The organism is Bacillus sp. sid0103, from assembly GCF_019219025.1.
The window spans coordinates 35823-60297 of the sequence record NZ_JAHUWN010000024.1 but is presented as its reverse complement, the minus strand read 5'-3'; the positions used below and the strand labels follow the sequence as shown (position 1 = coordinate 60297).

Here is a 24475-nt window from a genome sequence, read left to right as displayed (position 1 = left end):
ATCACTAATCTACAACAGGTATAAATTTCGAATATCGGTTCGTTTTTATGACAGTTTATCCTGAAGTTAAATACATTGATTAGTATTCCAAAAAAAAGAAAAAAGATGGGCACAATTCCCACCTTTGCCAAATCATTTATTCATTTTTGGTTAATTCTTTAAACCGATGTTTAGAAACCTTTTCATCAATACTGCTAAAAATCCGATAATTTTCCTCATCCAATATCCGAAAATGCTTACTAAGAATATTTTGCTGCAAAATATATCGGTTCTTTTTTGATACAACCCTCCACCATATCCGGCCACCTAATGTTTTGGATTTTCGAATATCTATTCCTTCGCGGGCAACAGTTTCTAACACCTCGAGCGGTTCATTTCCAAATAAAAATTGGACGGTTTCAGTTTCACGAAATAATGCACAAATCGAAACCACAGTAGACCAATTGGCAAGAACTCTACCCTTCTCAATTTGAACAAGTGTTTTCTTTGAGACGCCAATAATATCTGCCATTTTATCCTGGGTATAACCGACTTCAGTTCGTATTAGGCGAAGCTTTTCAGAAACCTGCATTATAATTTCATCTCTGGTCACGTTAAGCCCTTCCTTCAATTGCAACTAGTGTAATTTTACACCAGTTTGTTGAATCATTCAAATTCTAGCATCAAAAAACTGCTACCTTTAAAGATGGCTCTGTTAAACTTGCCTGTTGATTTCCGCTCCAGGCGCTTCGCTTTCCGCGGGCGGTCCGGGGAGCCTCCTCGTCGCTGCGCTTCTGCGGGGTCTCCCCTGCCCCGTCCTCCCGCAGGAGTCTTCGCGCCTGGAACGTAGATCAACAGAGTGCCAAAATTAACAATATGCTTTAACATAGCCTTAAAGATAGCAGTTTTTTTTAATGTAATTTAGGCGGTACTCCGCATTTACTTGAACATGTATCTTTCAAATCACACGCTCCGCATTTTCCCTGTTTCGATTTATTAATAAACTTGACTAAAGCCCATGTCGCGTATCCAAAGATCGCGGCCCCGATGATAATATTGGCAATCATTTGCTCCACCTCTTTTTAGAATTATACAAGTCCAAACAATTTGCCGCCCTGATAGATTACCAAGGATAGAATATAAGCAATCGCAAATGCATAAATCATTGAAAAAGCTGTCCATTTCATTGAATTTGTTTCTTTATAAATTGTTGCAACCGTTGCCAGGCATGGGATATATAATAATATGAAAACCATGAAACTATAGGCAGCAAGTGGAGTATAATAGTCAGCTAATAATCCCTGTAAACTTGCATCACTCGGAACAAAATAAATGATATTCATCGTAGAAATTATGGCCTCTTTTGCCAAGAACCCCGTAATTAACGAGGCTGATGCCTGCCATGTTCCAAATCCAATTGGATCAAAAATGGGCGCGATCACATTTCCAATTGAGGCTAAATAACTTTCATCCATATCAACCTTTATACCATGGGGACCTGAATAAGATAATAACCAGATAAAGACAGAACCTGCAAAAATAAATGTTCCAGCTTTTCTAACAAAACCTTTTCCTTTATCCCATGTACTCCTCCACAATGATTGAAATTGAGGGAGCCGGTAAGGAGGCAGTTCTATAACGAATAATGAAGTTTCTGATTTTAATAAAGTAGTCGAAAAGATTTTTGCTAAGACTAACGCAACCACAATCCCCAGTACATATAAACTTAGAACAACTAAAGCCTTATTTCCTGCAAAAAATGCTCCAACAAATAATGCATAAACTGGTAATCGCGCCGAGCAGGACATTAACGGCGTTAGCAATATGGTTACCAGCCTTTCTCTTGGTGTTTCGATTGTTCTCGCTGCCATAATTCCTGGTACATTGCAGCCAAAGCCAATCATCATGGGAATAAACGCCTTCCCGTTTAACCCCACAGACTCCATAATTCGGTCCATGACCAACGCTACTCGGGCCATATAACCGGAATCTTCTAATAAAGAAATAAAGAAAAATAGGATGAAAATTTGCGGGACAAATACGAGTACGCCGCCTACCCCTGCCACTAAACCGTCAATCATCAATGCATGTATAAAACTTGAAGCATGAATCGCAGTTAAAGCCGCTTCAAGTCCTGTTGTCACCGGTCCAGTTAATAATCCGTCCAAAAGATCAGATAATGGTGTTCCAAGCCAATCAAAAGTCAGCATAAACATGACATACATAAGCAGCAAGAAAATGGGCATTCCTAAAAAGCGGTTCGTAACGATACTGTCAATTTTTTCAGAAAGTGGTATATCCGAATTACTTTTCCTAGCAACCTCTGCAACTATTTTCTCTATTACTTCTTTTCTTTTTTGATAGATATAGATTGCTAATGATTTAACATTATAATGTTTTTGGATAGTTGACTCTAAATAAGCAGTTAGAGCATTAAGCTTTTGATTATCAACAATAGTCCCAAGGTAGTCTCTAACGTATTCATTTCCTTCAAATAATTGAATGGTTAGAAATCGTGGAGAAAGACCTGTTTTCCCATTAATCTCAGTAGATAATGCTACAATGGCTTCCTCGACTTCTTTTCCATAGTTAACAAGATTCTTTTTTAGAGGCTGGATTGATGGAGTAGAGATGACATCTACTAATTTATCACAACCCTTACCACTTCTTGCCACGACAGGAACAACTGGCACTCCGAGCTGGTTTGAAAGTTTAGAAACATCTATTTGGATTCCGCGCTTATTTGCTACATCGACCATATTAAGTCCAATTAGTGCTGGCTTTTCAAACTCTAGCAATTGCAATGTCAGGTGTAAATTTCGTTCTAATTGTGAGGCATCCAATATATTTAGTAAGCGGTCAACGGTTTCATTCAAAAAGAAGGAAGTAACTACTCCTTCATCCTTTGACAGCGGATTAAGTGTATACACACCTGGTAAATCAATTAAATGACCAATATTATTTTTAAAGAAGCCAACTTTCTTTTCAACGGTTACACCGCTCCAGTTACCAACATACTCATAGGAACCTGTTAGATTATTAAACAATGAAGTTTTCCCTGTATTGGGATTTCCAATTAGAGCGATTTCCATTATATTCTCTCCACTTCGATTCGAACTGCTTCCGTGCGGCGAATACCTACACATTGTCCACATGATTCAATCATCACAGGTCCCCCAAAAGGCATCACACATTTCACACATACTTCTGAGCCTTCAGAAATTCCCAAGTCAAGTAATCGTCTTTGTACCAGGTGACCCACATGGGAAATATCAATAATTTTTCCTTTATCTCCTGCTTTTAACGAACCAAACATGTATATCACCCTATCTATATTAATTGAGAATGATTATCTTTCTATATGGTCATTTTAGCACTTTATAAGAGTTATCAAGCATGACAAATTTGTCAAAAGTTCGAAAATTACAGTAAAAAAGGAAAAGAGATATAAACTCTTTTCCTGTCTTAATTTCATATATTTTTATGAAAATAATTTCTTTGGTACTGCACTCATGACAATGATGATTATGATTGCACTGATGATGAAACTTGGCAGCATGAACGTTCCATTATATAGAAGTGAGTATACAGCTACTGGCTGTCCCTTTGGTGCATATTCTCCAAAGAACAAAATTCCCGAGACAACGTGACAAAGGTATCTTAAGGCACTTCCAAACAATGCACCGATAATTACATATGTCATCCACTTTCCTTTTTCATGGTTAGATATAGATTTCTTTACTTGGTTGGCAAAAATACCCGCTAACCCTACTATAGTAAAGGCAAGGAAATAATCAATAAATCCTTGTAGGAGTGTATATACTTGAGCAAATCCAAGGACCACTTGCAATAAACCTAGAATAAATCCTGTTAATAGTCCGCCCTTAATCCCCCAACGATAGGCCATTAAGAAGATTGGTACCATTGCAATACTCTTCTTTAATTCCATTTACAAGGAAAATATTACGTTCGGATGTTTTACTTAACGAATCTAATCGGTAAAAAAACCTTCCATATATTGCATGGATAGATTTCAAGACTTTTCTTATAAAAAAAGGAGGATTTTCTTTTTTTTCATCGAATAAACCTTCTAGGCAGTTTTTTGCCAATAACATAGGGGGAAAACGGCATGTTCACGGAAAACCAAACAGATTTACTTGATTTTTTCAGTCGAAATAAACAGAAATTAATTCAAGAATGGGAAAATGCCATTGTTACCACTCAAGCTGATCCATTTAAAACAAAAATTCACGATAACGGCGAGGCATTACTCGAAGTTTTACTTAATATGCACAAAATGACCGAACAAGAGGTTTTAGAGATTATTGAAAAACTTGCAATTGAAGTATCAGAGGAAAGAGTTTTGGCTGATATTAACCTTGGAGATTTTGTTTATAATGTAAATATTGGAAGAACCGTTTTATACAGCCAATTAAGCGATACTGGGATTCCATGGGAAGTAATGCAAGAAGCATTAAACAGGATAAATTTTTGTTTCGATAAATTTTTATACTATGCTGTATCACATTACTCTGAAGCAAAAAACAAAATTATTGAAGAAAAAACCATGCACATTGATTCTACCCATCAAGATCGATTAACACTGCTTGGCCAGATGACATCCAGTTTTATTCATGAGTTTAGGAACCCACTAACCTCTGTTCAAGGATTTATCCAGCTGCTAAAAGCGGATTATCCGGATATGAAATATTTAGATATCATTTCAAGTGAGCTGGATCAACTGAATTTTCGCATCTCACAATTCCTCCTTTTATCAAAGAAGGAACTGATTGGCAAAGAAAAAGATAACTTCAATTTAAATAAATTAGTAGAGGAAGTATTGAACTTCCTTTATCCAAGCATTCTTGACGGAAAAGTAAAAATTAGAAAAGAACTAAGTGAAGATATTACTCTTAATGGGTATGCAGATGAAATTAGGCAGGTTTTAATTAATATTATCTTTAATGCGATTGATGTATTAAATCATGATGAGAATCCAAATCCAACGATCGAAATCAATAGCAGTCTCGAAGATCAGTTCATTAAAATCAATATTTCCAACAATGGACCCGTGATCCCCGCGGAACTAAGAAAATCAATTTTCGAACCATTTTTTACAACAAAAAAACTGGGTACAGGTTTAGGCTTGTTTGTATGTAAAGAAATTATCGAAAAGCATAAAGGGAATTTAGAATGTGATTCTTCTCCTGATAAAACAACATTTTCAATTCTCTTACCTGTTGCAGCCTTAACCCCTTAACCTTAATTGAATTTGAAATTTCGTCGCCCATGTGACCAATCCCACTTTATTTAAAGCAGGGATTTTTTTATTTCTCATTAATAATTCCTCCCGTACCGAACCTAATATGCATATGATGAACTAAAAATTTATATCGGGAGAATAGACCAATGTTTACATTAAAGGTTGATAATGAAATTGAACTCCAGTTATTTCAAACGCATCACGCCTTACGATTATATCATTTGGTTGAAGAGAACCGTGAACATTTGCGGGAATGGATGCCTTGGGTGGATAGCATGAACTCTCCCTATCAGTTTGAGTCCATAATACCGATTTGGCTAAACCAATTTGCAGAAAATAGTGGATTAAATGTGGGGATACTTTATAAAGGGGAACTGGTCGGTTCCATTGGGTTACATCAAATCGATTGGCATAACCGAATGACAAGTATCGGTTATTATCTTTCAAAAAAGGCAGAAGGTCATGGCATCATGTCTCGTTCAGTTCAAGCCTTACTAAATTACGCATTTTTCCAGATAGGATTAAATCGAGTTGAAATTCGCTGTGGTGTCAAAAATAAAAAAAGCCGTGCTATACCAGAAAGACTAGGGTTTAATAAGGAAGGGATCATTAAGGAAGGCGAACAATTATATGGCCGCTTTCATGACCTCTATATTTATAGTATGCTTGCCCGTGACTGGAATAAACGAGTTCCTTATTAAAATATAACCATCTTCTCTTGTAGCTGCCTATTGGGCAGCATTTTTTTAGGTCGATTTGCTAATAGATTTTTTTTTTGAAATAATGTATTGAGACCAACGTAAGTGAGGTGGCATACCTTACCTCTTGTAAGGTGATAGATGATTTGGATGAATGTAGTTATTATTGTTATCCTAATAGCCTTTACAGCCCTTTTTGTGGCTTCAGAATTTGCGATGGTAAAGGTTCGATCCACAAGAATTGATCAATTACTATTAGAAGGAAATCCAAAAGCTGAAGCAGCAAAAAAGTTAATATCTAATTTGGATGGTTATTTATCTGCCACCCAGGTTGGGATTACCATCATCTCCCTAATTTTAGGGTGGCTTGGTGAGCCCACTATTCGAGAACTGCTCAATCCTATTTTTGACCTGATTCACATACCTTTATCACTCAAACACATTATTTCGTTTATTTTTGCTTTCATTGTCATAACTTATTTCCATGTCGTCATTGGCGAATTATCACCGAAAACGATTGCGATTCAAAAAGCAGAAGAGATTCTCTTGATTATTGCTCGTCCGCTCATCTTGTTTTATAAACTGATGTACCCGTTTATTTGGATTCTAAATCGTTCAGCTCGGTTTGTTACTGGTCTTTTCGGAGTACAACCGGCATCCGAGAATGATATCGTCTTGTCAGAGGAAGAATTGAGGTTAATCCTTTCGCAAAGCTATGAAAGCGGAGAAATTAATCAATCTGAATATCGATATATGAATCGAATATTTGAATTTGATAACCGGATTGCTAAAGAAATTATGGTCCCTAGAACTGAACTTATAACTCTTTCCATAGATGCCTCCATGGAAGAAATTATTGAAATCGTTAAAGAAGAAAAATACACTCGATATCCCTTAATTGATGGGGACAAAGATAATATTTTAGGGGTTATTAACATTAAGGAAGTCTTAACAGATTGCATCCAGCAAAAATGTACGGGCGACCGACCTCTTCTACCCTATCTAAAACCAGTGATTCATGTCATTGAAACCATTCCAATTCAAGAGCTTCTTGTCAAACTGCAAAAAAACCGTTCGCATATGGCAGTTTTATCTGATGAATATGGTGGGACAGCAGGAATTGTCACGGTTGAAGACATACTTGAAGAAATTGTTGGTGAAATAAGGGATGAATTTGACTTGGATGAGCTCCCTCTTATCCAGAAAAAAGCAGACAGCCATTTCATTTTAGATGGAAAAGTTTTAATCAGTGAAGTAAACGATCTACTCGGCACCACACTGGATGAAGAAGATGTCGATACAATAGGCGGCTGGTTTTTAACACAAAAGTTCGACGTACATAAAGGTGATTCTATTGAAAACGACGGATTTGTATTTAAAATTAATGAGATCAAAGGTCACCATATCTTGTACATTGAAGTTAGCAAAGTAGACACCGCTACTAAAAAAGCAGAAGTGGCTCCTGAGTAGGAGTTGCTTTTATTTTGTATAATTTTTGTAATATTTAGTCTTTTGTTGTTCATATTCACTTTGTTTTCCCATAAAATATAGTTATCTACCAATATACTAACCAGAACGTTTGACTGTATAGTTCAAATTCTTTATAATTATTGTTAATTTATAAAATTGTCGAGGTGGTATGATGACCATTAGACGATATTAGGAAAAAAACAAGAAATAAATTTAAGGCAATATGAGCTAATTTTTTTATCAAACTGGGAGGTGACTCCTTACCTGTCTAAAAAACAGGATAAGGGAACTTATTTGGACATATTTAACTTGGTTATTATAGCCATTTTAATTGCATTAACTGCTTTTTTTGTTGCTTCTGAATTTGCTATTATACGAGTTAGAAGCTCCAGAATTGATCAGTTAATTGAAGAAGGAAATTCGAGTGCTGTGACTGCTAAAAGAGTGATTTCTAATCTTGATGAATACCTTTCCGCCTGTCAGTTGGGGATAACCATAACCGCCCTTGGTTTAGGATGGCTTGGTGAAGCAACATTTGAAAAGTTGCTCCATCCGCTGTTTGAAGGATTGCATATTTCCGAAAGCTTTAACCAAGTAATATCTGTAAGTTTTGCATTTGCGGCTATTACCTTTTTACATGTAGTAGTTGGTGAACTTGCTCCAAAAACATTGGCGATTCAAAAGGCAGAATGGATTACCTTAGTGATGTCACGTCCGCTTGTACTTTTTTACAAGGTTATGTACCCTGTTATTTGGTTGCTAAATGGCTCTGCACGAATTACGACTAAATTTTTCGGGCTTAAGCCTGTTTCAGAAAACGAAATTGCCCATACAGAGGAAGAACTTCGAATTATCCTATCTGAAAGCTACAAAAGTGGTGAAATTAACCAATCAGAGTTTAAGTATGTAAATAAAATTTTTGAATTTGATAACCGTATTGCCAAAGAGGTTATGGTACCGAGAACGGAAATCGTTTCCTTGTCTAAAGAAGATACATTAGAAACTTTCCTTCAGGTATTACGGGAAGAGAAATTTACACGGTATCCGATCATTGATGGGGATAAGGATCATATCATTGGGCTGATCAATATAAAAGAAGTTATGACAGATTTAATTGGTAATGAAAAACTTGCAGAACGGACTCTAGAAAACTATACTCGGCCAATTATAAGAGTAATAGAAACAATTCCAATCCATGACTTATTAGTAAAAATGCAAAAGGACCGTGTTCATATGGCGATTTTGATGGATGAATATGGCGGTACTTCAGGACTTGTTACAGTAGAAGATATCCTTGAAGAGATTGTAGGGGAAATTCGTGACGAATTCGATATGGATGAAATTCCAGAGATTCGCAAAATTAAGGATAATCATTATATAATCGATTCTAAAGTTTTAGTTAGTGAAGTGAATGATCTTTTAGGGGTAGAAATTGACGATGAAGATGTCGATACAATTGGCGGTTGGATTTTAACCGAAAATTACGAAGCAAAAGAAGGCGATATCCTCCTTCATGAAACCTATTCCTTTAAAATTCTCGATATGGAAGATCATCATATTAAGTATATTGAAGTCACCAAAAATGCCAATAGTGAAGATTTAGTCAGCCAACAAGTCTCCATACCAAATTCAGAAGTGCTTTCTTAATACGATATTAAACCAGACGGAAAATCAATCCGATCTGGTTTTTTTGTTAAACCTCATAGTACTTTTGTCCAGTCAAGCTCCCCCGTTTAAGCATACTCTAATTTCAAAGGAGGGGAAGAATATGGATCGATTAGGAAGTTTATTTTTATTTTGTATCTTAGCTGGCTTTGCTTTAGTTCATATGCCAAGCATTTCATTCCTAGCTGGCCTGTCATCATTTTTCCATGTTGTCGGTGCACTTGCAATTTTAGTATTTGGTTTATTGTTGCTTTTCCTAGGCGTTAAAGCAATATTCAAAGAATTGTAAGCGTTTTCTAAACGAAAACAAAAAAGATCAGATCGTTTTCAATCTGATCTTTTTTCTATCTTGCTAAAATGATTATTTACACTTAAAAATAATCATATTCTCTTCCAACTTTGCGATTTTTACTAAATGTGAATCAAGTCGGCGATTGATATGCTGTATATCACTATTGTTTGTCTCTTCAATCCGCTGCAGAGATTCTTTTATATCGGAAAGGTCAATTTGATTTACTTCCACCCGGTGTTCAATGCTATCCATTTTTTCAAGCCGAGAAAGTCGTTTTTCAATACTCTCTAATGTATCATTCAATGTACGAAATAAACTTTTTATTTCATTAACATTATCTGTTAGCTTATCGATATCCTGCACCATTGGAATACCCCCTTCACTGCTTTTATATTATCATCATTTTCACTATATAAATGTTACAATATCAGCAACACTTGCTGGACAGCGAAATCGAACGATATTTTCCAACCCTTTTATACATATGCCCTCATCTACACTGATACATGTGAAAGTTTTATGGAAAATAAATGAACAATTTAAAACATCATAAAACCTCTTGATGGTGCGTGAATAATATCACATGCAAAACCGATGAAAAGTTATACCCTTTTGACATAGGGAATGGAAAACAGACTTTTATCAAGTTTACTATCCGAGCCATCCCATATGAATGATTACCTAATAGATAAAGGTGGGTGCATTTAGATGTTCATGTTTGTCGACGAAAAAGCTGCGACTTGGTTCACAAAAGAATTCGCAATAAATAAACCGTTTTTCATTCGGATGTTTCCTCAATATGCTGGTTTTGGAATAAAGCATAAAGGGTTTAGCCTTGCTTTTTCAGCTGAATCACCTGTTCATGTTGGATATTCTTATGAAATTAATGGTATTACCTTTTTTGTTGAAGTAAATGATGTATGGTTCTTTGAAGATACTGAAGTAACCTTAACCATTGATGAGAACCTTGATGAGATTTTGGTCAGGTACCAAGAACTCACAACCTTAGCGGTAAATTAATATTTTATTGTAATACAGTTCATGCCAGTATGGTGCATTAGGGAGTTTACAAATGGGCCCTGCATTCAGATAAGTTCGAACCTTCCCTTGTCCGAATATATGACTCTCATCAGCAGACGGTCCTGGAATACCATTAGACTTACACTTAAATTCTTCTATAAAAACAAAAAACACACGATACCGTGTGTTTTTTGTTCTAGAGCAACCTCGTCCTCTAATAAATAGTAACCAATATTAGTTTACTTGCTTATCTACGCTTGGCGGAAGTAATTTTTCGCTTTCATATACTTTTCCAAGTTTTTCTTCCCCTTGTGTGAAGGTTGCTGTTGCTGCATCAAAATTAGGTGTTTCTTTTTTTAATTCATCGGCTTTAGTTTGGTAAGATGCTGCAAAATCCTTTATTGCAGCCTCAAGATCGGCTTTTTTGTCTTTTAATGATTCAGGAATTTGATAATTATTTAATTCTGCAGCCACCGCCGCAGCTGATTCACTTGCTTTAGCTCGATCTTCAGCAGTTGGTAATTCTTCAGGTTTCGCATCTTCTTTAGTTGCCTTTGCAACATATGCATTTAAATCAGCATCTTTTGCGTTAATTTTATTTCCAAGATCCATATAGAATCTAACTAATTCCTTTTTAACGTCCGTTTTCGCTGCTGTCTCTTCTTTTGCATTCGTCTTGTCTGTTTTTACTTCATCATTGCTTGAACAAGCAGTAAGGCCCAAAGCCATCATAATTGTTGATACTAAGACCAAGAACTTTTTCATTTCCATCTCTCCCAAATTCACTAATTTTAAACCTTGTATATTTTACAACATTTGATTAGACGAAAAAAGTATTAAAGTGTTTCAAATCTTAAATAAAAATTTTCATATAATTTTTAATTTGCAATTCTAAACAAAAACATCAGTTAAATTACAATAGAGAGCACCTCATGAAATTGAGAGGTGTTTCTATTGTTTTTTCCTCCTAAGTCATAAGATTTTGCAAATAATCCATATATAAGTAATTTTTTTTGCTTTTTTTTAATTAAAATTGAGATAATAGCAATAGACAATAATATTTTTCAAAAATGAGGGGTTTCAAAGATGGTTAATCGTCAAAATAAAAAAACACAGCATTTAGCAACGATTTTTCTTGCTGTGATGGGAATCGGCTTTCTGGCAACGATACCTTTAAAAGATTCTATTTGGAGGACAATTCTGCAGGGCGGATTTGAAGCTGGATTGGTTGGAGGACTAGCCGACTGGTTTGCCGTAACAGCATTATTCCGTCACCCATTAGGTATTCCAATTCCGCATACAGCACTGCTTCCCAAAAACCGTCATAGAATTATCGCGGGTATAATTTCAATGTTAGAAAATGATTGGTTGACAAAAGAAAGTATTCGTAAAAAGATTGATACCATTCATTTTACTGATAAAATATTTGAGATAATCGACAATGAATTACCATCACCAGCAGTCCAAAAGAATTTCATCATGATGTCTAAACATTTGATAAAAATATTTGATATTAAAAGATTCGCACCGCTGCTAGAAGAAGAACTAAAAGCTCGAATCCACGAAATCGATAGTAAGAATTTTCTTCCCCTACTTATTGATCAGGTTACGATTAGAAAATATGATGAAAAAGCTCTTGAATATATGCTTAAAGAGATAGATGAATGGGCAAGGAAAGAAAGTACCAAGTATAAACTCGGCGGGTTGGCTGTCGATGCGGTGGAAAATATCAAAGCTGATGGTTTTATGCAATTTGCTTTAAAATCATTTAGTAACTTGGTTAATGAAGAAAAATTAGGTAGTATCATTCAAAACCTTATTTTAAAAGGGGTAGCCAGCTTTCGGGACCCATTAAATCAAAATCGTCAAACATTAATGATTCATATTGATAATAAACTGCAATCATTAAAAAATGACCAAAAGGTCTATGAAGAACTAAATCATTTTAAAACACATCTTGTTAATAAGTGGGAACTGGACGAACAAATTACTGAGTTATTAAATCAGATACAACAAAAAGCATATGATTTTATTGACAAGCCAAACTTTTATGATGATTATCTCCTCCCGATCATGAAAAATGGCTTAGAGCAAATCAAATCTAATCCAGAAAGAGTACTTTCGATTGAAGCCTGGATTAAGAACCATATTTCAAACTTTGTTGATAAAAATCATTCGAAAATAGGAACGCTTGTTAAGGAAAATTTAGAAAAACTAGATAATAAAACACTTATTAAAATGGTCGAAACAAATGTTGGAAAAGATTTACAATGGATCCGTGTAAATGGTGCTGTGTGTGGATTCCTCATCGGGCTTGTTTTAGTTGGTATTAAAGCGCTATTTTAATTCACTTTCAAAAAGCTGCCTAACTGGGCAGCTTTTCCTATTTAAAATTCTCATTTTGTCCCTATGAAATCAACGTTCTTTTTCAGAATTTCCCAACATATTTAGTACTGTAGTCACAACTTTAAGTAAAAAAGGGAGGCTGGAAAATGGCAGTAAGATTGATTAAAATTTCTGTGGTGTATTTTGTCATTGGGGTTTGCCTGGGGATGTATATGTCAATGACAGAAAATTTAAATTTTGCTCCTGTCCATGCACATATTAACTTATTAGGTTGGCTGACTATGGCAGTTGCTGGTCTCATTTATGTTGGTTTTCCAAGCGCAGCAGAAACAACACTCGCAAAGGTTCACTTCTGGGTTCATAATATATCTTTGCCCATTATGATGATTGGACTCGCTTTTTATGTATCCGGGACGAAAAGTGCCGAACCTGCCATAGCTACTGGTGGTACATTAATGGTATTGGGGATCATTGTCTATGCAATTAATATCCTTAAAAATGTTAGGAGTTAAGCGGCACTTTTAGTATTATTGTTATTCTACAACGGTTTAAACAAAGACGCCTCTTCAAGCGTCTTTGTTTTGTTAACGGTACGTTTCCAAGAATTTCCTTCTCAGTTTCATTTTTTCGTCATCCGTTATCTTGTTATAATAATTATAAATAGCACTTTCCCAATCTCCATACATTGGGTTTGGAAAGAGAATAAGTTTTTTACCGAACTCTTCCCTGTACTTGTCGACCGTTTGATTTCTTTTTGAAACAGATAATCCATCAAATCCATTGAAATCTCCCAGGTTATCACCAAATAATAAGACAATTTCATGGGTTCTCTCCACTTGGCGGCGGCGTGTTTCTTTCCCCTTTTCACCATGCTGCATTAATAACACATGCTCTTCATCTGCTTGTGGTGCACCCACATGCTGTAAATTCTTAATAGTGGCATCCTTTTGTGAATGATACCGGTTGGAAATGTAATAAATCTCTACACCTAAAGATTTTGCATACTTCAAAAATTCAATTGCTCCCGGAAGCGGTTTTGCCTCAGCCCTTTTAAACCATTCATTCCAATTAAAAGGAATTTTTCTACCTGCTATCACATACCAAGCTTGATGCGGGCTGTTATCTAATATGGTTTCATCGATATCAAGGACAACAGCCGGCTTTAAGGCATTCCTTCCCCTTCTTTTACTCATGATTTCATCCAATCTCATTCTTCCAATGTTATAACCCTGATAATATAATCCTTTTGCTTCCCCTGCTTTTTGAAACCATAGCACGGACATCGTGTTTTGTTCTGATAAACCGGCCACTACTTCGGCATTGACCTGAAAACTTGCAAGAAAAATCGATAAAAATGCTACTGTGATTAAAGTAATTATTTTATTCAATTCCAACACCAATCCCTCATTTAAGTTTCAAAGTTAGTATGTGAATTAGTAATAATTCCAATCATTAATCCTGATTATTCTTTTTTGTTACTTTACTTCAGTCTCCAACTTCGTTATAGTGTACTTATCAACTGATAAGGTAATAACGACGAAAGGACCCATATTTTATGAGTAAGATGAACATGGAAGCTAAAGCAATGAATCAAACGGAAACATACCAATTGATTATTCAGACTGCGCGGGGCCTATTTATGGAACAAGGCTATCGTGCCGTATCCACAAGGCAAATTGCAAAAATTTGTGGGGTTACACAGCCGGCGCTATATCATCATTTTAAAAACAAGCAAACTCTTTATGTTGCTGTGATGCAGCAAACTCTTCACCAAACTGAAGTTGACCTAAATGGTCTGTTATCACAATTCACTACCTTTCAGGAAAGGCTTACACAAATTGCACTTTATATGGCGGCTCATTTTGAAATGGATATGTCCCAAATGTTTCATGATATTTCACATGAACTTCACCCCAACGACCAGCAACAACTTTATCAATCGTGGATTAAAGCATTTTTAACTCCTGTTGAAAACATGATTAATGATGGGGTTTCAAAGGAAGAAATAAAAAATCCAGCAAGGATGAATACTACTACCACGCAATTAGCCTATTTGATATTAAACTTTATTAAATCTATTCTAGAACCTGAAAATACCGCAAGACTCTCTGTGAAGGAGAGACAAACAAAGGCGGAGGAAAAAGCCAAATTAATGGTTAAAATTTTTATTTACGGGATGAGAGCATAATTTTTTTTACCAACAACTTATCAATTGATAAGGAAACAAGAATGGAGTGTGAACAAATTGGAGAAACAATGGGTTAAGATGTATGGCAATGCTGTAAGCGGAAAGAAAGGCAGATGGATTGTTCTTTTGATCTGGCTGTTACTAGCAACAGTATTAAATGGAACTCTTCCACAAGCAAACTCGCAAAAGAATGAGATGGCTTCTAATTTAGAAACATCCACACCGTCACAACAAGCAAAGATCATTGCAGAGAAAGAATTCCCATCAACTTCAGGTATTCCTGCTTTGTTAACTTGGTATAAAGCAACTGGATTGACGGAAGTAGATCTTGCACTCATACAAAAATATTCCAAAGAATTAGATCAAAATCCAGTAGACTCCCAGGATTCTGTTGTCCCTTTTTATCAACTCCCACTTCCAGCTCTTAAACAACAGCTCTCAGAGGATGGAACAACATTAATTTTACCTGTTACGTTTAAAAGAGATACGGACAAGGAGAAAATTGCTGATGGCCTCTCAGCATTTAAAGAAAAAGCTACAATAATCTTTCCACAGGATCCAAATAAAGCAAAAATTAGTGATAAGGATCAAATAGTATTACGAATTACCGGACCAGCCGGGATTTCAACAGATGCAACAGCTTTATTTAGTCAAGGAGACCTTTCCTTACTATTTGGGACGGTTGCCATTGTTCTTGTCTTATTATTACTAATCTATCGTTCGCCTGTATTAGCGTTGATCCCATTATTAGGGGTTGGGATTGCCTATGGTATCATTAGTCCCATCCTCGGCGGTATTGCAAAGGCGGGCTGGGTAGAACTGGACTCACAAGCCCTATCGATTATGACGGTACTCCTTTTCGGTGCTGGCACCGATTATTGTTTATTCCTCATTTCCCGATTTAGAAGCAATTTACTTGAAGAAAAAGATAAACTTACTGCAATGAAGCTTTCACTTAAAGGGGCTTCTGGCGCAATCGCCATGAGTGGGCTAACGGTTGTTTTCTCATTGTTAGTGCTTTTACTATCCAAATATGGTGCGATCCACCGTTTTGCCATTCCATTTAGTCTTTCTATCCTAATTATGATGGCAGCCAGTCTAACACTTATTCCTGCACTCTTAAGTATTTTTGGCAGAGCCTCCTTTTATCCGTTTTTGCCGCGGACCAGGGCCATGCAGGAGGAACGAGCAAAAAGAAAGGGAAAAACTCTACAGCTGCCTAAAAATAAAAAGGGGTTTGGTTCACGACTTGGAAACCTAATTGTGAAAAAGCCACTCCAGCTGATGATTGTTTCGTTATTATTTTTAGGTATTTTTGCTTTTTTTTCATCCAAAATTGTTTACACTTACGATACATTGTCTTCTTTTCCAAAAGATATGCCGTCAAGAGAAGGCTTCAATATCATTTCCGAACACTTCAACCCAGGTGAATTAGCACCTGTTCTAGTAATTGTTCAAACGGATGGAAAATCAAGTCCTGTAAAAGAAAATTTAGAGAAACTCGCATACGTCGAACTAGTTTCCGAGGGTAAACAAGGAGCAAATAATAAAAATATCACTAGCTATAATGTAGAAATGAATGTCAATCCGTATTCTAATAAGGCAATGAGGCATATTCAGGGGCTTCGCAATAATGTGGAAAATAGTTTAGAACAAGCTGGAATAGCTAATGTGTCTGATCATGTTTGGATTGGCGGTTTAACAGCGGAACAATACGACACTAAACAGACAACCAGTCAGGATAGTAATATCATCATTCCCATTGTGATTAGTATCATTGCTGTTCTGCTGCTTGTATACCTTCGCTCCATTACAGCAACAGTCTATTTAATTGGTACTGTTCTATTATCATACTTTAGTGCTCTTGGACTGGGCTGGGTTCTTCTTCATTATCTGTTCGGGGTAGAAGCGATCCAAGGATTTATTCCGCTTTATGCTTTTGTGTTTATTGTTGCACTAGGGGAAGATTATAATATCTTTATGATTTCGAGCATATGGAAAAAAAGCAGACACTTACCCCTTCTACAAGCCATTAAAGAAGGTGTAGCGGAATCTGGGTCGGTCATTACTTCGGCAGGACTTATCCTGGCCGGAACATTTGCTATTTTAACGACCTTGCCCATTCAAGTCCTTGTTCATTTCGGAACCATCACCGCCATCGGTGTTATATTAGACACCTTCATCGTAAGACCATTACTTGTACCATCCATAACAGTCTTACTGGGCAAATGGGCTTTCTGGCCATCAAAAAAACACATTTCGGCTGTAAAACGTAATACGGCAAATTAATTCCTATCAAAAAAGCAGTGGGACACATCACTCCCACTGCTTTTTCTTGTATCTAATTCTTTTAACTTACTCGTTCTTCTTCTTTAGCCTCGATTGAACCTCTTTTATGAAACCCTTTTCCATAATAAACTATAACCAAGAAGACGAGGAATAAAGGTCCAATTACTAATGCAATCCTTGTATCTGGATTATACGCCATCAGCCCAATCACAAATGCTAAGAAGGCTAATGAAAGATAAGAAGTAAAAGGGAAAAGCGGCATCTTATATTTTAGACTTCTCGCCTCAGTCGGTTTTAAGGATTTACGATAGCGAATTTGTGATAAAAGAATGACGCCCCATGTCCAGATGGCTCCAAAGGTTGCGATGCTCGTCACCCATGTAAAAACTTTTGCAGGAACAATATAATTTAAAATAACACCAATCAATAAAGCACCTGCTGAAGCTATAACTGCAACACCCGGAACACCACTCTTCGTTACTTTGGCGAAATTCTTTGGCGCCTCATCATGTTGTGCAAGGTTAAATAGCATCCGTGCCGTACTAAAAATCCCACTGTTACACGATGATAATGCGGCTGTTAGTACGACAAAGTTAATGATACCAGCGGCTCCTGGTATTCCAATTTGTTCAAAGGTAAGTACAAATGGGCTTCCTTTTGTACCAATTTCCTCCCATGGATAGATAGACATAATGACGAATAACGCACCTACGTAAAAAATGAGAATTCGCCAGAAAACAGAATCTATTGCTCTCGCAAGGGACTTTTCAGGATTTTTAACCTCTCCTGCTGTAACCCCAATCATTTCAATCCCAAGATAAGCAAACATAACCATTTGTAATGATAATAAAACACCTTTAATCCCATTAGGGAAAATACCGCCATGCTCCCATAAATTCTTAATTCCTGTTGCAATACCGCCATTGCCAATTCCAAAGAAAATCATTCCAATACCGATGGCAATCATCGCAATAATGGTAACAATTTTAATAAGCGCAAACCAAAATTCTAATTCACCATATGCTTTTACCGCAAGGAAGTTAACTGTTGCCATTATGACTAGTGCGCTAAGTGCCCAGATCCACCGTGGAACATCCGGATACCAATACTCCATGTAAATTCCTACAGCTGTAATCTCAGCCATACAAGTTACAACCCATAAAAACCAATAATTCCAGCCTGTTATATATCCAGCAAGTGGTCCTAAATAATCACGAGCATATTTACTAAACGAACCTGCTACCGGTTTTTGAATCGCCATTTCTCCCAATGCACGCATAATAAAAAACATGATTAATCCAGCAACACCATACCCAACCAAAATACCTGGTCCTGCCATTTTTATAGCTGTTGCAGAACCAAGAAATAACCCTACCCCGATGGCTGCCCCTAAAGACATCAAGGTGATATGCCTTTCTTCTAAACCACGGTGAAGCTCTTTATCATGAGTGTTTTTACTCATATAGATCATTCCCCTTTATGTATAGAATTTAGAATTTCTCTCATCCCATTTGAATAATTTCTTTACTTTATTACTATAGCAATGTTAGTCTCAACTTTTAAGCCTTTTATTATGAATACCTCCTTTTTACCTATTGGTAACGCTTTCAGAAGATTGATTTGTTAAAATATTTATTCTTTTAGGATTACTCGAAATTATTTTAACATTATTGCATAGTATTTATTTTGTAAAATTACATGAAATTGTTCTATAATTTTTGTAAAATTAAACAAAGACAATGTAAAAACTTCATAAGAATAACATCGAGCATTATACATTAATGGGGGTAATCATTTTGAATACTAGACTACATGATCCATTTAAGACTGCTTTTGATCGCTTAGATGAATTTGCCGACCTTATTAGTCAGGTACTAATGTGCCCTATTACCATTGAGGATGCAAACCACCGATTACTTGCCTATAGTACTCATGATGAACGGACGGATCCAGCAAGAATTTCTACCATCATTGGACGGAGGGTTCCGGAAAAAGTCATTAATCAATTATGGAAAGAAGGAACGATTCCTGCTTTACTTAAGACCCAAGATCCTATCCGTGTGAAAAACATGAGCGATATCGGTCTTAATAATCGAGTCGCCATTTCCATTTGGAAGCAAGAAGAAGTGATCGGATTTATTTGGGCAATCGAAATTGATAAATCTTTAACTGATGAAGATTTCATTCTTTTAAAGAAAGCTGCAGATTCCGTAAAAAATAAATTATTACAACTTCAGACCAGAAAGAACAAAAAAGAAGAGCGCTCACAAGAATTTCTTTGGAAACTTTTAACAGGTCATTTAAAAGAAAAAGAAGAGATTTTTGATCATTTCCATTCATTACAATTAACACCGCCTTCCACTTTTGCGATTCTTGTTTTTCAGTTTAGAGAAAATATCACGAACAAAGTAGAGCAATCCATCTCCTATCTATTAAAAACAAATCAACGGATAAAAATCATTCTTTATACAATTGACTGCAATCAACTCATTCTATTGGTCTCAACAACTAATATTGAGAACCCTTTCAATGAACTTGATCAATTTGTAAAGTTCTTCATCCTGCAAATGAGTGAACGATATGGAATAAAGGAGATCCAACCAGGCTATAGCAGTATTTATGAGGATTATCTACAAACAAATAAAGCATATAAGGAAACACTGGCTGTTTTATCAATTAAAGAAAAATTCCCTCTCGAGACTAAGGAGATTTTTAATTATCAAAGACTCGGCATTTATCAAATTTTCGATCTGATTTTAGAAAAAAGACAAACCGAAGCCTATGAAAATTATTCTTTAAAACGGCTTCATGAATATGACCAAAAGCATAATAGCAACTTAATCGAAACATTAGAGGTTTTCTTAAATAAAGATAACAACATTAACGATGCAGCTAAGGAACTAAATGTCCATGCCAATACATTAAATTATCGACTTAAAAGAATCGCGGAAATTGGGGATGTTAATTTCAAAGATCCTAATCAAAAGATGATCCTTTACTTAGATTTAAAGTTGGAAAAATATCAGGGGATTTGAACGATTTGTGAAAATCCCCAAAAAGTATGATCATCTTTCTCTTTTCTGAACAAAGAAATTCTCTAGGAAACATTCTATACTTTAGCCATAGCAAAACACTTATATGTACCTAGGGGAGGACATTTACTTATGATTATTGGTGTACCTAAAGAAATTAAAAATAATGAAAATCGTGTAGCACTAACTCCAGCCGGTGTTGTTTCATTCCTAAATGACGGCCATATCGTTTTAATGGAAAAAGACGCAGGAATTGGAAGCGGTTTCACTAACGAAGATTACGCCAAAGCTGGTGCTGAGATCATTGATAGTGCTGAACAAGTTTGGACTAGAGCAGATATGATTATGAAGGTGAAAGAGCCTCTTTCAAGTGAATATAAGTACTTCCGTCAAGGTTTAGTTTTATTTACTTACTTACACCTTGCTGCAGAGCCAGAATTAGCACAGGCTCTTAAAGAAATAGGTGTCATCGCTATTGCCTATGAAACAGTAGCTGTTAATCGGACTCTTCCATTACTTACCCCAATGAGTGAAGTAGCAGGTCGTATGGCCGCACAAATTGGTGCACAGTTCTTGCAAAAGAATAATGGTGGTCTTGGTATTCTGCTTGCAGGTGTACCAGGAGTTAACCGCGGGAAAGTTACCATTGTCGGCGGTGGTATTGTCGGAACGAATGCAGCGAAAATGGCCATTGGTTTAGGTGCTGACGTAACTATCATTGACTTAAGCGCAGAACGCCTTCGTCAATTAGATGATATTTTTGGAAATCAAATCAAAACATTAATGTCTAATCCATTCAATATTGCAGAAGCAGTGGCAGAAGCGGACCTTCTTATTGGTGCGGTATTAATCCCTGGTGCCAAAGCTCCTAAGCTGATTACTGAAGAAATGGTTAAATCAATGAAACCTGGTTCAGTTATCGTCGATGTTGCGATTGACCAAGGTGGCATCGTGGAAACAATCGATCATGTGACAACACATGACAATCCAACATTTATCAAACATGGTGTTGTTCACTATTCTGTTGCTAATATGCCTGGTGCCGTTCCAAGAACTTCAACCATTGCTCTTACAAACGTGACGGTTCCATATGCATTGCAAATCGCTAATAAAGGGGTTTTCAAGGCCATTTCTGAAAATGCTGCTTTAAATCTTGGCGTTAACGTTGCCAATGGAGAAATCACGTATGAAGCAGTAGCAAAGGACCTAGGTTATAATTATGTAACAGTAGAAAAGGCATTAGAAAAAGAACTAACTGCGTTTTAATTGTAGTTATCCCCTCAAGAAACTCTTGAGGGGATTTTTGATTTAATACAAAGGCAGATATATCGACCAGCTGCCTTTTATTGATGCAATGTGCTTATTTTTCCAATTACTATAGGTCTTCCAATTGAATAGTATTCAACTGGATATTTTTTTATGGTTTCTAAATGAAAGCAATTTCTTCCGTCAAAGATAACCGGTTCTTTCATTAACTCATTGAAGAGATTTAATTGTAGATTTTTAATTTCCTCCCATTCTGTGACAATGAACGTAAGGTCTGCATATAGAAGAGCTTCCTCGACCGTATCTGCATAAAATATTTGCTCTCCTAATACTTTTTTTGCATTTGGAATTGATACAGGATCATAAGCAATTACTGTCGCCCCTTCATGAACTAGTCGCTTTGCTAACTTAATCGAAACAGCTTCCCTAACATCGTCTGTATTAGGTTTAAATGAAAGCCCCAGTATTGCAGCCCTTTTCCCACGTAAACTTTTAAATCGATTCAATGCCTTTTCCACTAGCTTAAGTTCCTGCTTTTTATTAACTTTAATAACCTCCTCTATGAGGTTAAAAGCCTCCCCTGAATCATTCCCCATCTGAACTAGTGCGTGGGTATCTTTAGGTAAGCATGAACCGCCAAAACCTACTCCTGCCTTGAGAAATGATGATCCGATTCTTGTATCCAACCCCATTCCAAATGAGACGTCTTCAATATTTCCGCCAGCATGTTCACAAAGGCTTGCGAGAGCATTCACGTAACTAATTTTTAACGCTAAGAATGAATTTGATGCTACTTTTATTAATTCAGCACTATTCATATCCGTTTTAAAAATGGGAGTACCAATCGGCCGATATAGCTCTTCCAAAGTATTGAGGGCTTCCTTACTATCAGATCCAATAATTATCCGATCACCGTGAAAAGTATCATAAATTGCCGTTCCTTGGCTGATAAATTCAGGGTTTGAAACAAGTTGAAATTTAAGACTTGATTGCATCTCTGATTGAATCCAATTTTTAATTTTTTTATTCGTTCCCACTGGTACCGTACTTTTCGTAACGACTATGACGTTATTTCTCTTTATTGACCTGGCGATTTCCTTTGATATCTGTTCAATATACAGTAAATCAAGAGCGCCATTTTCATTTTGGGGAGTTCCTACTGTTATCATGATGACTTCAGCAGATTTATAGCCAATAGTAGGGCTGCTTGTAAAACGTAACCTCCCCTCCGCAATATTTTTCTTCAACAGTTCATCTAATCCGGGCTCATAAATGGGGGAATACCCATTGTTTAATGTCCTAACTTTATGATGGTCCCGTTCCACGCAAATCACATCATGGCCGATTTCTGCTAAACAAACCCCTGTGACAAGTCCTACGTATCCTGTTCCCGCAATAGCTATTTTTTTCAATGAATATTTTCCTTTCCATATTGAGTGTTACTTAATAATTAATCCTCAGTTCATTTTTCCAGCCATTTATATAGAATTATTTCGTGATAAACTGGATCAAAAAGCTCGTTAGAACGGAACGTTGCTATCTTTTTGATTTTTCCATCTATTGAAACGCCTTGTGACTTAAATCCTTGAATCACTTTATCTGTTAGTAGCACTGTTCTTCCTTTAAAATATTTCGCATCATACCGGAAATATTGATAGGTTTCTATCCTCTTATGTGTATATGAAACATCTAAATATTGCAGTACCCTCGTTTCTTCCCATGTGTAGAGTATAACAGGTTCATCCATTTTCTCTATAAATGCATTCATTTTATAAACAGATGGAAGTTCTGTTGCTTCCGCCTTTAATAGGGTGACATTTTGATTTACTTGATGCCCTAGGAGGAAAATGGAGAGTCCTACTATTATGAAAGGGATTCTTTGTGAAAAAAGACGAATACAAAGGAAAAATATCAATAAGACCGCAAGCGGGAGCGCATGTCTAGCCTTCTCTACATTTTGTGCAAAAAGTGCCCAACCAAAATAACTGCTAAACATTATATATAGAAGGTTCATAAATGGCCATGATTTTTTTTGTTTTTTGAACACCCTAGAAAATAAATAAATGAGAAAGAAAATATAAATGAATGCACTAAGCATTGATTCAGAGGCAATCCCTGTCCATAGGATGTTTCTCGATAAAAAAATCGTAATTCTATCAAATAAACCAATATCAGCTGCCTCTACCGTACCTCCCCAATCATTGAAATGGCCACTGGTAAACGCTAAAGAAAGCTTAATAAAGCCGAGTATACTTCCTTCTGAAATGACAAGTCCCATTACCCATATTGCTTGAAAGATCCCCCCCAAGACAGAATAATATACAATCTCTTTCATTTTAAATCCATCATTTTTTACTTTCCAAAAAAACAGATAGATAATACCAGTTGCAAATGGCAAGTAGGAAAGTCGAATACCCAACATAAGACTCAAAAGCCCCAAGGGTATGATGATAGCTCTTGAATTTTTATTGTTTAACGCAAAAAGAAGACTCCATAAATACCACCAAAATGCTGCCAGTGCTGCTCCTTCTGACATCGGCTGATTAACCATAATAACACTATAGCTAGCTGAATATATAATTGCAGTAGATAAACTAGCAAATGACTTATGCATAAATCGACTGGACAATTTATAAATTGGGATAATAGAACTTGCATAAAAAATGATATTAAAAATAGTTAATGCCTTGGATGGGTCCATCACAAAAAGATGAATGAATTTACCTCCTAGAATAAAAAAAGGGTACCCAGGGAAGTGCGGTTGCATGGCCATTAAATCATAACGCTTAACGGCAAGCGCAAAATCGACCTGATCCCACGATGAGGTAAATGGATTAATAAAATACAGTTGAGATACAAAAACTATTAACAGAGCAACTATACTAAAAACTATTAATAGACCTTTTTTCAAGTCAAGATTGGACAATAAAAAAACACCTCCTTATGTAGAGAAAAAGTACAAGGCAG

At 36.2% G+C, this 24475-nt stretch carries 24 protein-coding genes; 12 read left to right on the top strand and 12 right to left on the bottom strand.

Features of this window, described 5'->3' with window-relative positions:
* Window positions 1-136 precede the first annotated feature (136 nt).
* The 6 genes from KW850_RS23330 to thiT all read right to left on the bottom strand — a co-directional run bounded on the left by KW850_RS23330 (window position 137) and on the right by thiT (window position 3928).
* Complete coding sequence (locus KW850_RS23330) at window positions 137-592, bottom strand: helix-turn-helix transcriptional regulator (RefSeq protein ID WP_218350156.1); 456 nt, start codon at window positions 590-592, stop codon at window positions 137-139.
* Window positions 593-645: 53 nt separating this feature from the next.
* Window positions 646-867, bottom strand: a complete 222-nt coding sequence (locus KW850_RS23325; protein ID WP_218350155.1) for a hypothetical protein — start codon at window positions 865-867, stop codon at window positions 646-648.
* A 23-nt stretch (window positions 868-890) separates the two neighbouring features.
* Window positions 891-1046 (bottom strand): FeoB-associated Cys-rich membrane protein, encoded by a 156-nt coding sequence (locus tag KW850_RS23320; protein ID WP_218350154.1) that lies wholly within the window; start codon window positions 1044-1046, stop codon window positions 891-893.
* A 21-nt stretch (window positions 1047-1067) separates the two neighbouring features.
* On the bottom strand, window positions 1068-3071 hold the full coding sequence (gene feoB, locus KW850_RS23315) for a ferrous iron transport protein B (RefSeq protein WP_218350153.1): 2004 nt from the start codon (window positions 3069-3071) through the stop codon (window positions 1068-1070).
* The gene (locus KW850_RS23310) at window positions 3071-3295 is read right to left on the bottom strand and encodes a FeoA family protein (RefSeq protein ID WP_218350152.1); all 225 of its coding nucleotides are present in this window, start codon (window positions 3293-3295) and stop codon (window positions 3071-3073) included. The genes feoB and KW850_RS23310 overlap by 1 nt, the downstream gene beginning before the upstream one ends.
* 165 nt (window positions 3296-3460) lie before the next feature.
* On the bottom strand, window positions 3461-3928 hold the full coding sequence (thiT, locus tag KW850_RS23305; protein ID WP_218350151.1) for an energy-coupled thiamine transporter ThiT: 468 nt from the start codon (window positions 3926-3928) through the stop codon (window positions 3461-3463).
* Between the two features lie 180 nt (window positions 3929-4108).
* Between thiT and KW850_RS23300 the strand changes: the two genes are divergently transcribed.
* The 5 genes from KW850_RS23300 (at window position 4109) to KW850_RS23280 (ending at window position 9364) form a co-directional block, all read left to right on the top strand.
* Window positions 4109-5239 carry a histidine kinase N-terminal domain-containing protein gene (locus KW850_RS23300; RefSeq protein ID WP_218350150.1) on the top strand — a complete coding sequence of 377 codons (1131 nt, stop codon included), beginning with the start codon at window positions 4109-4111 and terminating at the stop codon, window positions 5237-5239.
* Window positions 5240-5388: 149 nt separating this feature from the next.
* Window positions 5389-5943, top strand: a complete 555-nt coding sequence (locus KW850_RS23295; protein WP_218350149.1) for a GNAT family N-acetyltransferase — start codon at window positions 5389-5391, stop codon at window positions 5941-5943.
* Window positions 5944-6081: 138 nt separating this feature from the next.
* Complete coding sequence (locus tag KW850_RS23290; RefSeq protein ID WP_218350148.1) at window positions 6082-7410, top strand: hemolysin family protein; 1329 nt, start codon at window positions 6082-6084, stop codon at window positions 7408-7410.
* Window positions 7411-7704: 294 nt separating this feature from the next.
* Window positions 7705-9057, top strand: a complete 1353-nt coding sequence (locus KW850_RS23285; protein ID WP_218350147.1) for a hemolysin family protein — start codon at window positions 7705-7707, stop codon at window positions 9055-9057.
* Window positions 9058-9178: 121 nt separating this feature from the next.
* The gene (locus KW850_RS23280; RefSeq protein WP_218350146.1) at window positions 9179-9364 is read left to right on the top strand and encodes a hypothetical protein; all 186 of its coding nucleotides are present in this window, start codon (window positions 9179-9181) and stop codon (window positions 9362-9364) included.
* Between the two features lie 72 nt (window positions 9365-9436).
* Here the strand turns inward: KW850_RS23280 and KW850_RS23275 are convergent, their stop codons facing one another.
* Window positions 9437-9733 (bottom strand): hypothetical protein, encoded by a 297-nt coding sequence (locus tag KW850_RS23275; RefSeq protein ID WP_218350145.1) that lies wholly within the window; start codon window positions 9731-9733, stop codon window positions 9437-9439.
* 342 nt (window positions 9734-10075) lie between these two features.
* On the opposite strand from KW850_RS23275, the gene KW850_RS23270 reads away from it, so the two are divergent.
* Window positions 10076-10387: a HesB/YadR/YfhF family protein gene (locus KW850_RS23270; protein ID WP_218350144.1), complete on the top strand. Its 312-nt coding sequence runs from the start codon at window positions 10076-10078 to the stop codon at window positions 10385-10387.
* Between the two features lie 234 nt (window positions 10388-10621).
* On the opposite strand, the gene KW850_RS23265 is transcribed toward KW850_RS23270, so the two are convergent.
* Window positions 10622-11152, bottom strand: coding sequence for a hypothetical protein (locus KW850_RS23265; protein ID WP_218350143.1), 531 nt, complete (start codon window positions 11150-11152; stop codon window positions 10622-10624).
* A gap of 321 nt (window positions 11153-11473) precedes the next feature.
* Between KW850_RS23265 and KW850_RS23260 the strand changes: the two genes are divergently transcribed.
* The gene (locus tag KW850_RS23260) at window positions 11474-12733 is read left to right on the top strand and encodes a DUF445 domain-containing protein (RefSeq protein WP_218350142.1); all 1260 of its coding nucleotides are present in this window, start codon (window positions 11474-11476) and stop codon (window positions 12731-12733) included.
* A gap of 146 nt (window positions 12734-12879) precedes the next feature.
* Window positions 12880-13245, top strand: coding sequence for a cytochrome-c oxidase (locus tag KW850_RS23255; RefSeq protein WP_218350141.1), 366 nt, complete (start codon window positions 12880-12882; stop codon window positions 13243-13245).
* A gap of 72 nt (window positions 13246-13317) precedes the next feature.
* Here KW850_RS23255 and KW850_RS23250 read toward each other — a convergent pair whose 3' ends face one another.
* Window positions 13318-14121, bottom strand: a complete 804-nt coding sequence (locus tag KW850_RS23250; protein ID WP_374226383.1) for a 5'-nucleotidase, lipoprotein e(P4) family — start codon at window positions 14119-14121, stop codon at window positions 13318-13320.
* A gap of 167 nt (window positions 14122-14288) precedes the next feature.
* On the opposite strand from KW850_RS23250, the gene KW850_RS23245 reads away from it, so the two are divergent.
* Window positions 14289-14921, top strand: a complete 633-nt coding sequence (locus KW850_RS23245; RefSeq protein WP_218350139.1) for a TetR/AcrR family transcriptional regulator — start codon at window positions 14289-14291, stop codon at window positions 14919-14921.
* 57 nt (window positions 14922-14978) lie between these two features.
* The gene (locus KW850_RS23240; RefSeq protein WP_218350138.1) at window positions 14979-17210 is read left to right on the top strand and encodes an MMPL family transporter; all 2232 of its coding nucleotides are present in this window, start codon (window positions 14979-14981) and stop codon (window positions 17208-17210) included.
* 61 nt (window positions 17211-17271) lie between these two features.
* Here KW850_RS23240 and alaP read toward each other — a convergent pair whose 3' ends face one another.
* The gene (alaP, locus tag KW850_RS23235) at window positions 17272-18672 is read right to left on the bottom strand and encodes an alanine permease AlaP (protein ID WP_218350137.1); all 1401 of its coding nucleotides are present in this window, start codon (window positions 18670-18672) and stop codon (window positions 17272-17274) included.
* A 319-nt stretch (window positions 18673-18991) separates the two neighbouring features.
* Here alaP and KW850_RS23230 point away from each other — a divergent pair, with 319 nt between their 5' ends.
* Entirely contained in the window at window positions 18992-20245 is a 1254-nt protein-coding gene (locus KW850_RS23230; protein WP_218350136.1) for a PucR family transcriptional regulator, read from the top strand.
* 129 nt (window positions 20246-20374) lie between these two features.
* Window positions 20375-21508, top strand: a complete 1134-nt coding sequence (gene ald / locus KW850_RS23225) for an alanine dehydrogenase (protein ID WP_218350135.1) — start codon at window positions 20375-20377, stop codon at window positions 21506-21508.
* Window positions 21509-21585: 77 nt separating this feature from the next.
* Here the strand turns inward: ald and KW850_RS23220 are convergent, their stop codons facing one another.
* A complete protein-coding gene (locus KW850_RS23220) occupies window positions 21586-22920 on the bottom strand; it encodes a UDP-glucose dehydrogenase family protein (protein WP_218350134.1) in 1335 nt (444 codons plus the stop codon).
* A gap of 50 nt (window positions 22921-22970) precedes the next feature.
* On the bottom strand, window positions 22971-24434 hold the full coding sequence (locus tag KW850_RS23215; RefSeq protein WP_218350133.1) for a hypothetical protein: 1464 nt from the start codon (window positions 24432-24434) through the stop codon (window positions 22971-22973).
* Window positions 24435-24475: the final 41 nt, after the last annotated feature.

Bases quoted from the DNA above. Each gene is read 5' to 3' on its own strand.
- alaP (WP_218350137.1), bottom strand. From the start codon at position 18,672: ATGAGTAAAAACACTCATGATAAAGAGCTTCACCGTGGTTTAGAAGAA.
- feoB (WP_218350153.1), bottom strand. From the start codon at position 3,071: ATGGAAATCGCTCTAATTGGAAATCCCAATACAGGGAAAACTTCATTG.
- KW850_RS23245 (WP_218350139.1), top strand. From the start codon at position 14,289: ATGAGTAAGATGAACATGGAAGCTAAAGCAATGAATCAAACGGAAACA.
- thiT (WP_218350151.1), bottom strand. From the start codon at position 3,928: ATGGAATTAAAGAAGAGTATTGCAATGGTACCAATCTTCTTAATGGCC.
- KW850_RS23230 (WP_218350136.1), top strand. From the start codon at position 18,992: ATGGGGGTAATCATTTTGAATACTAGACTACATGATCCATTTAAGACT.
- KW850_RS23310 (WP_218350152.1), bottom strand. From the start codon at position 3,295: ATGTTTGGTTCGTTAAAAGCAGGAGATAAAGGAAAAATTATTGATATT.
- KW850_RS23255 (WP_218350141.1), top strand. From the start codon at position 12,880: ATGGCAGTAAGATTGATTAAAATTTCTGTGGTGTATTTTGTCATTGGG.
- KW850_RS23260 (WP_218350142.1), top strand. From the start codon at position 11,474: ATGGTTAATCGTCAAAATAAAAAAACACAGCATTTAGCAACGATTTTT.
- KW850_RS23320 (WP_218350154.1), bottom strand. From the start codon at position 1,046: ATGATTGCCAATATTATCATCGGGGCCGCGATCTTTGGATACGCGACA.
- KW850_RS23270 (WP_218350144.1), top strand. From the start codon at position 10,076: ATGTTCATGTTTGTCGACGAAAAAGCTGCGACTTGGTTCACAAAAGAA.
- KW850_RS23275 (WP_218350145.1), bottom strand. From the start codon at position 9,733: ATGGTGCAGGATATCGATAAGCTAACAGATAATGTTAATGAAATAAAA.
- KW850_RS23295 (WP_218350149.1), top strand. From the start codon at position 5,389: ATGTTTACATTAAAGGTTGATAATGAAATTGAACTCCAGTTATTTCAA.
- KW850_RS23280 (WP_218350146.1), top strand. From the start codon at position 9,179: ATGGATCGATTAGGAAGTTTATTTTTATTTTGTATCTTAGCTGGCTTT.
- KW850_RS23325 (WP_218350155.1), bottom strand. From the start codon at position 867: ATGTTAAAGCATATTGTTAATTTTGGCACTCTGTTGATCTACGTTCCA.
- KW850_RS23290 (WP_218350148.1), top strand. From the start codon at position 6,082: ATGATTTGGATGAATGTAGTTATTATTGTTATCCTAATAGCCTTTACA.
- KW850_RS23300 (WP_218350150.1), top strand. From the start codon at position 4,109: ATGTTCACGGAAAACCAAACAGATTTACTTGATTTTTTCAGTCGAAAT.
- ald (WP_218350135.1), top strand. From the start codon at position 20,375: ATGATTATTGGTGTACCTAAAGAAATTAAAAATAATGAAAATCGTGTA.
- KW850_RS23265 (WP_218350143.1), bottom strand. From the start codon at position 11,152: ATGAAAAAGTTCTTGGTCTTAGTATCAACAATTATGATGGCTTTGGGC.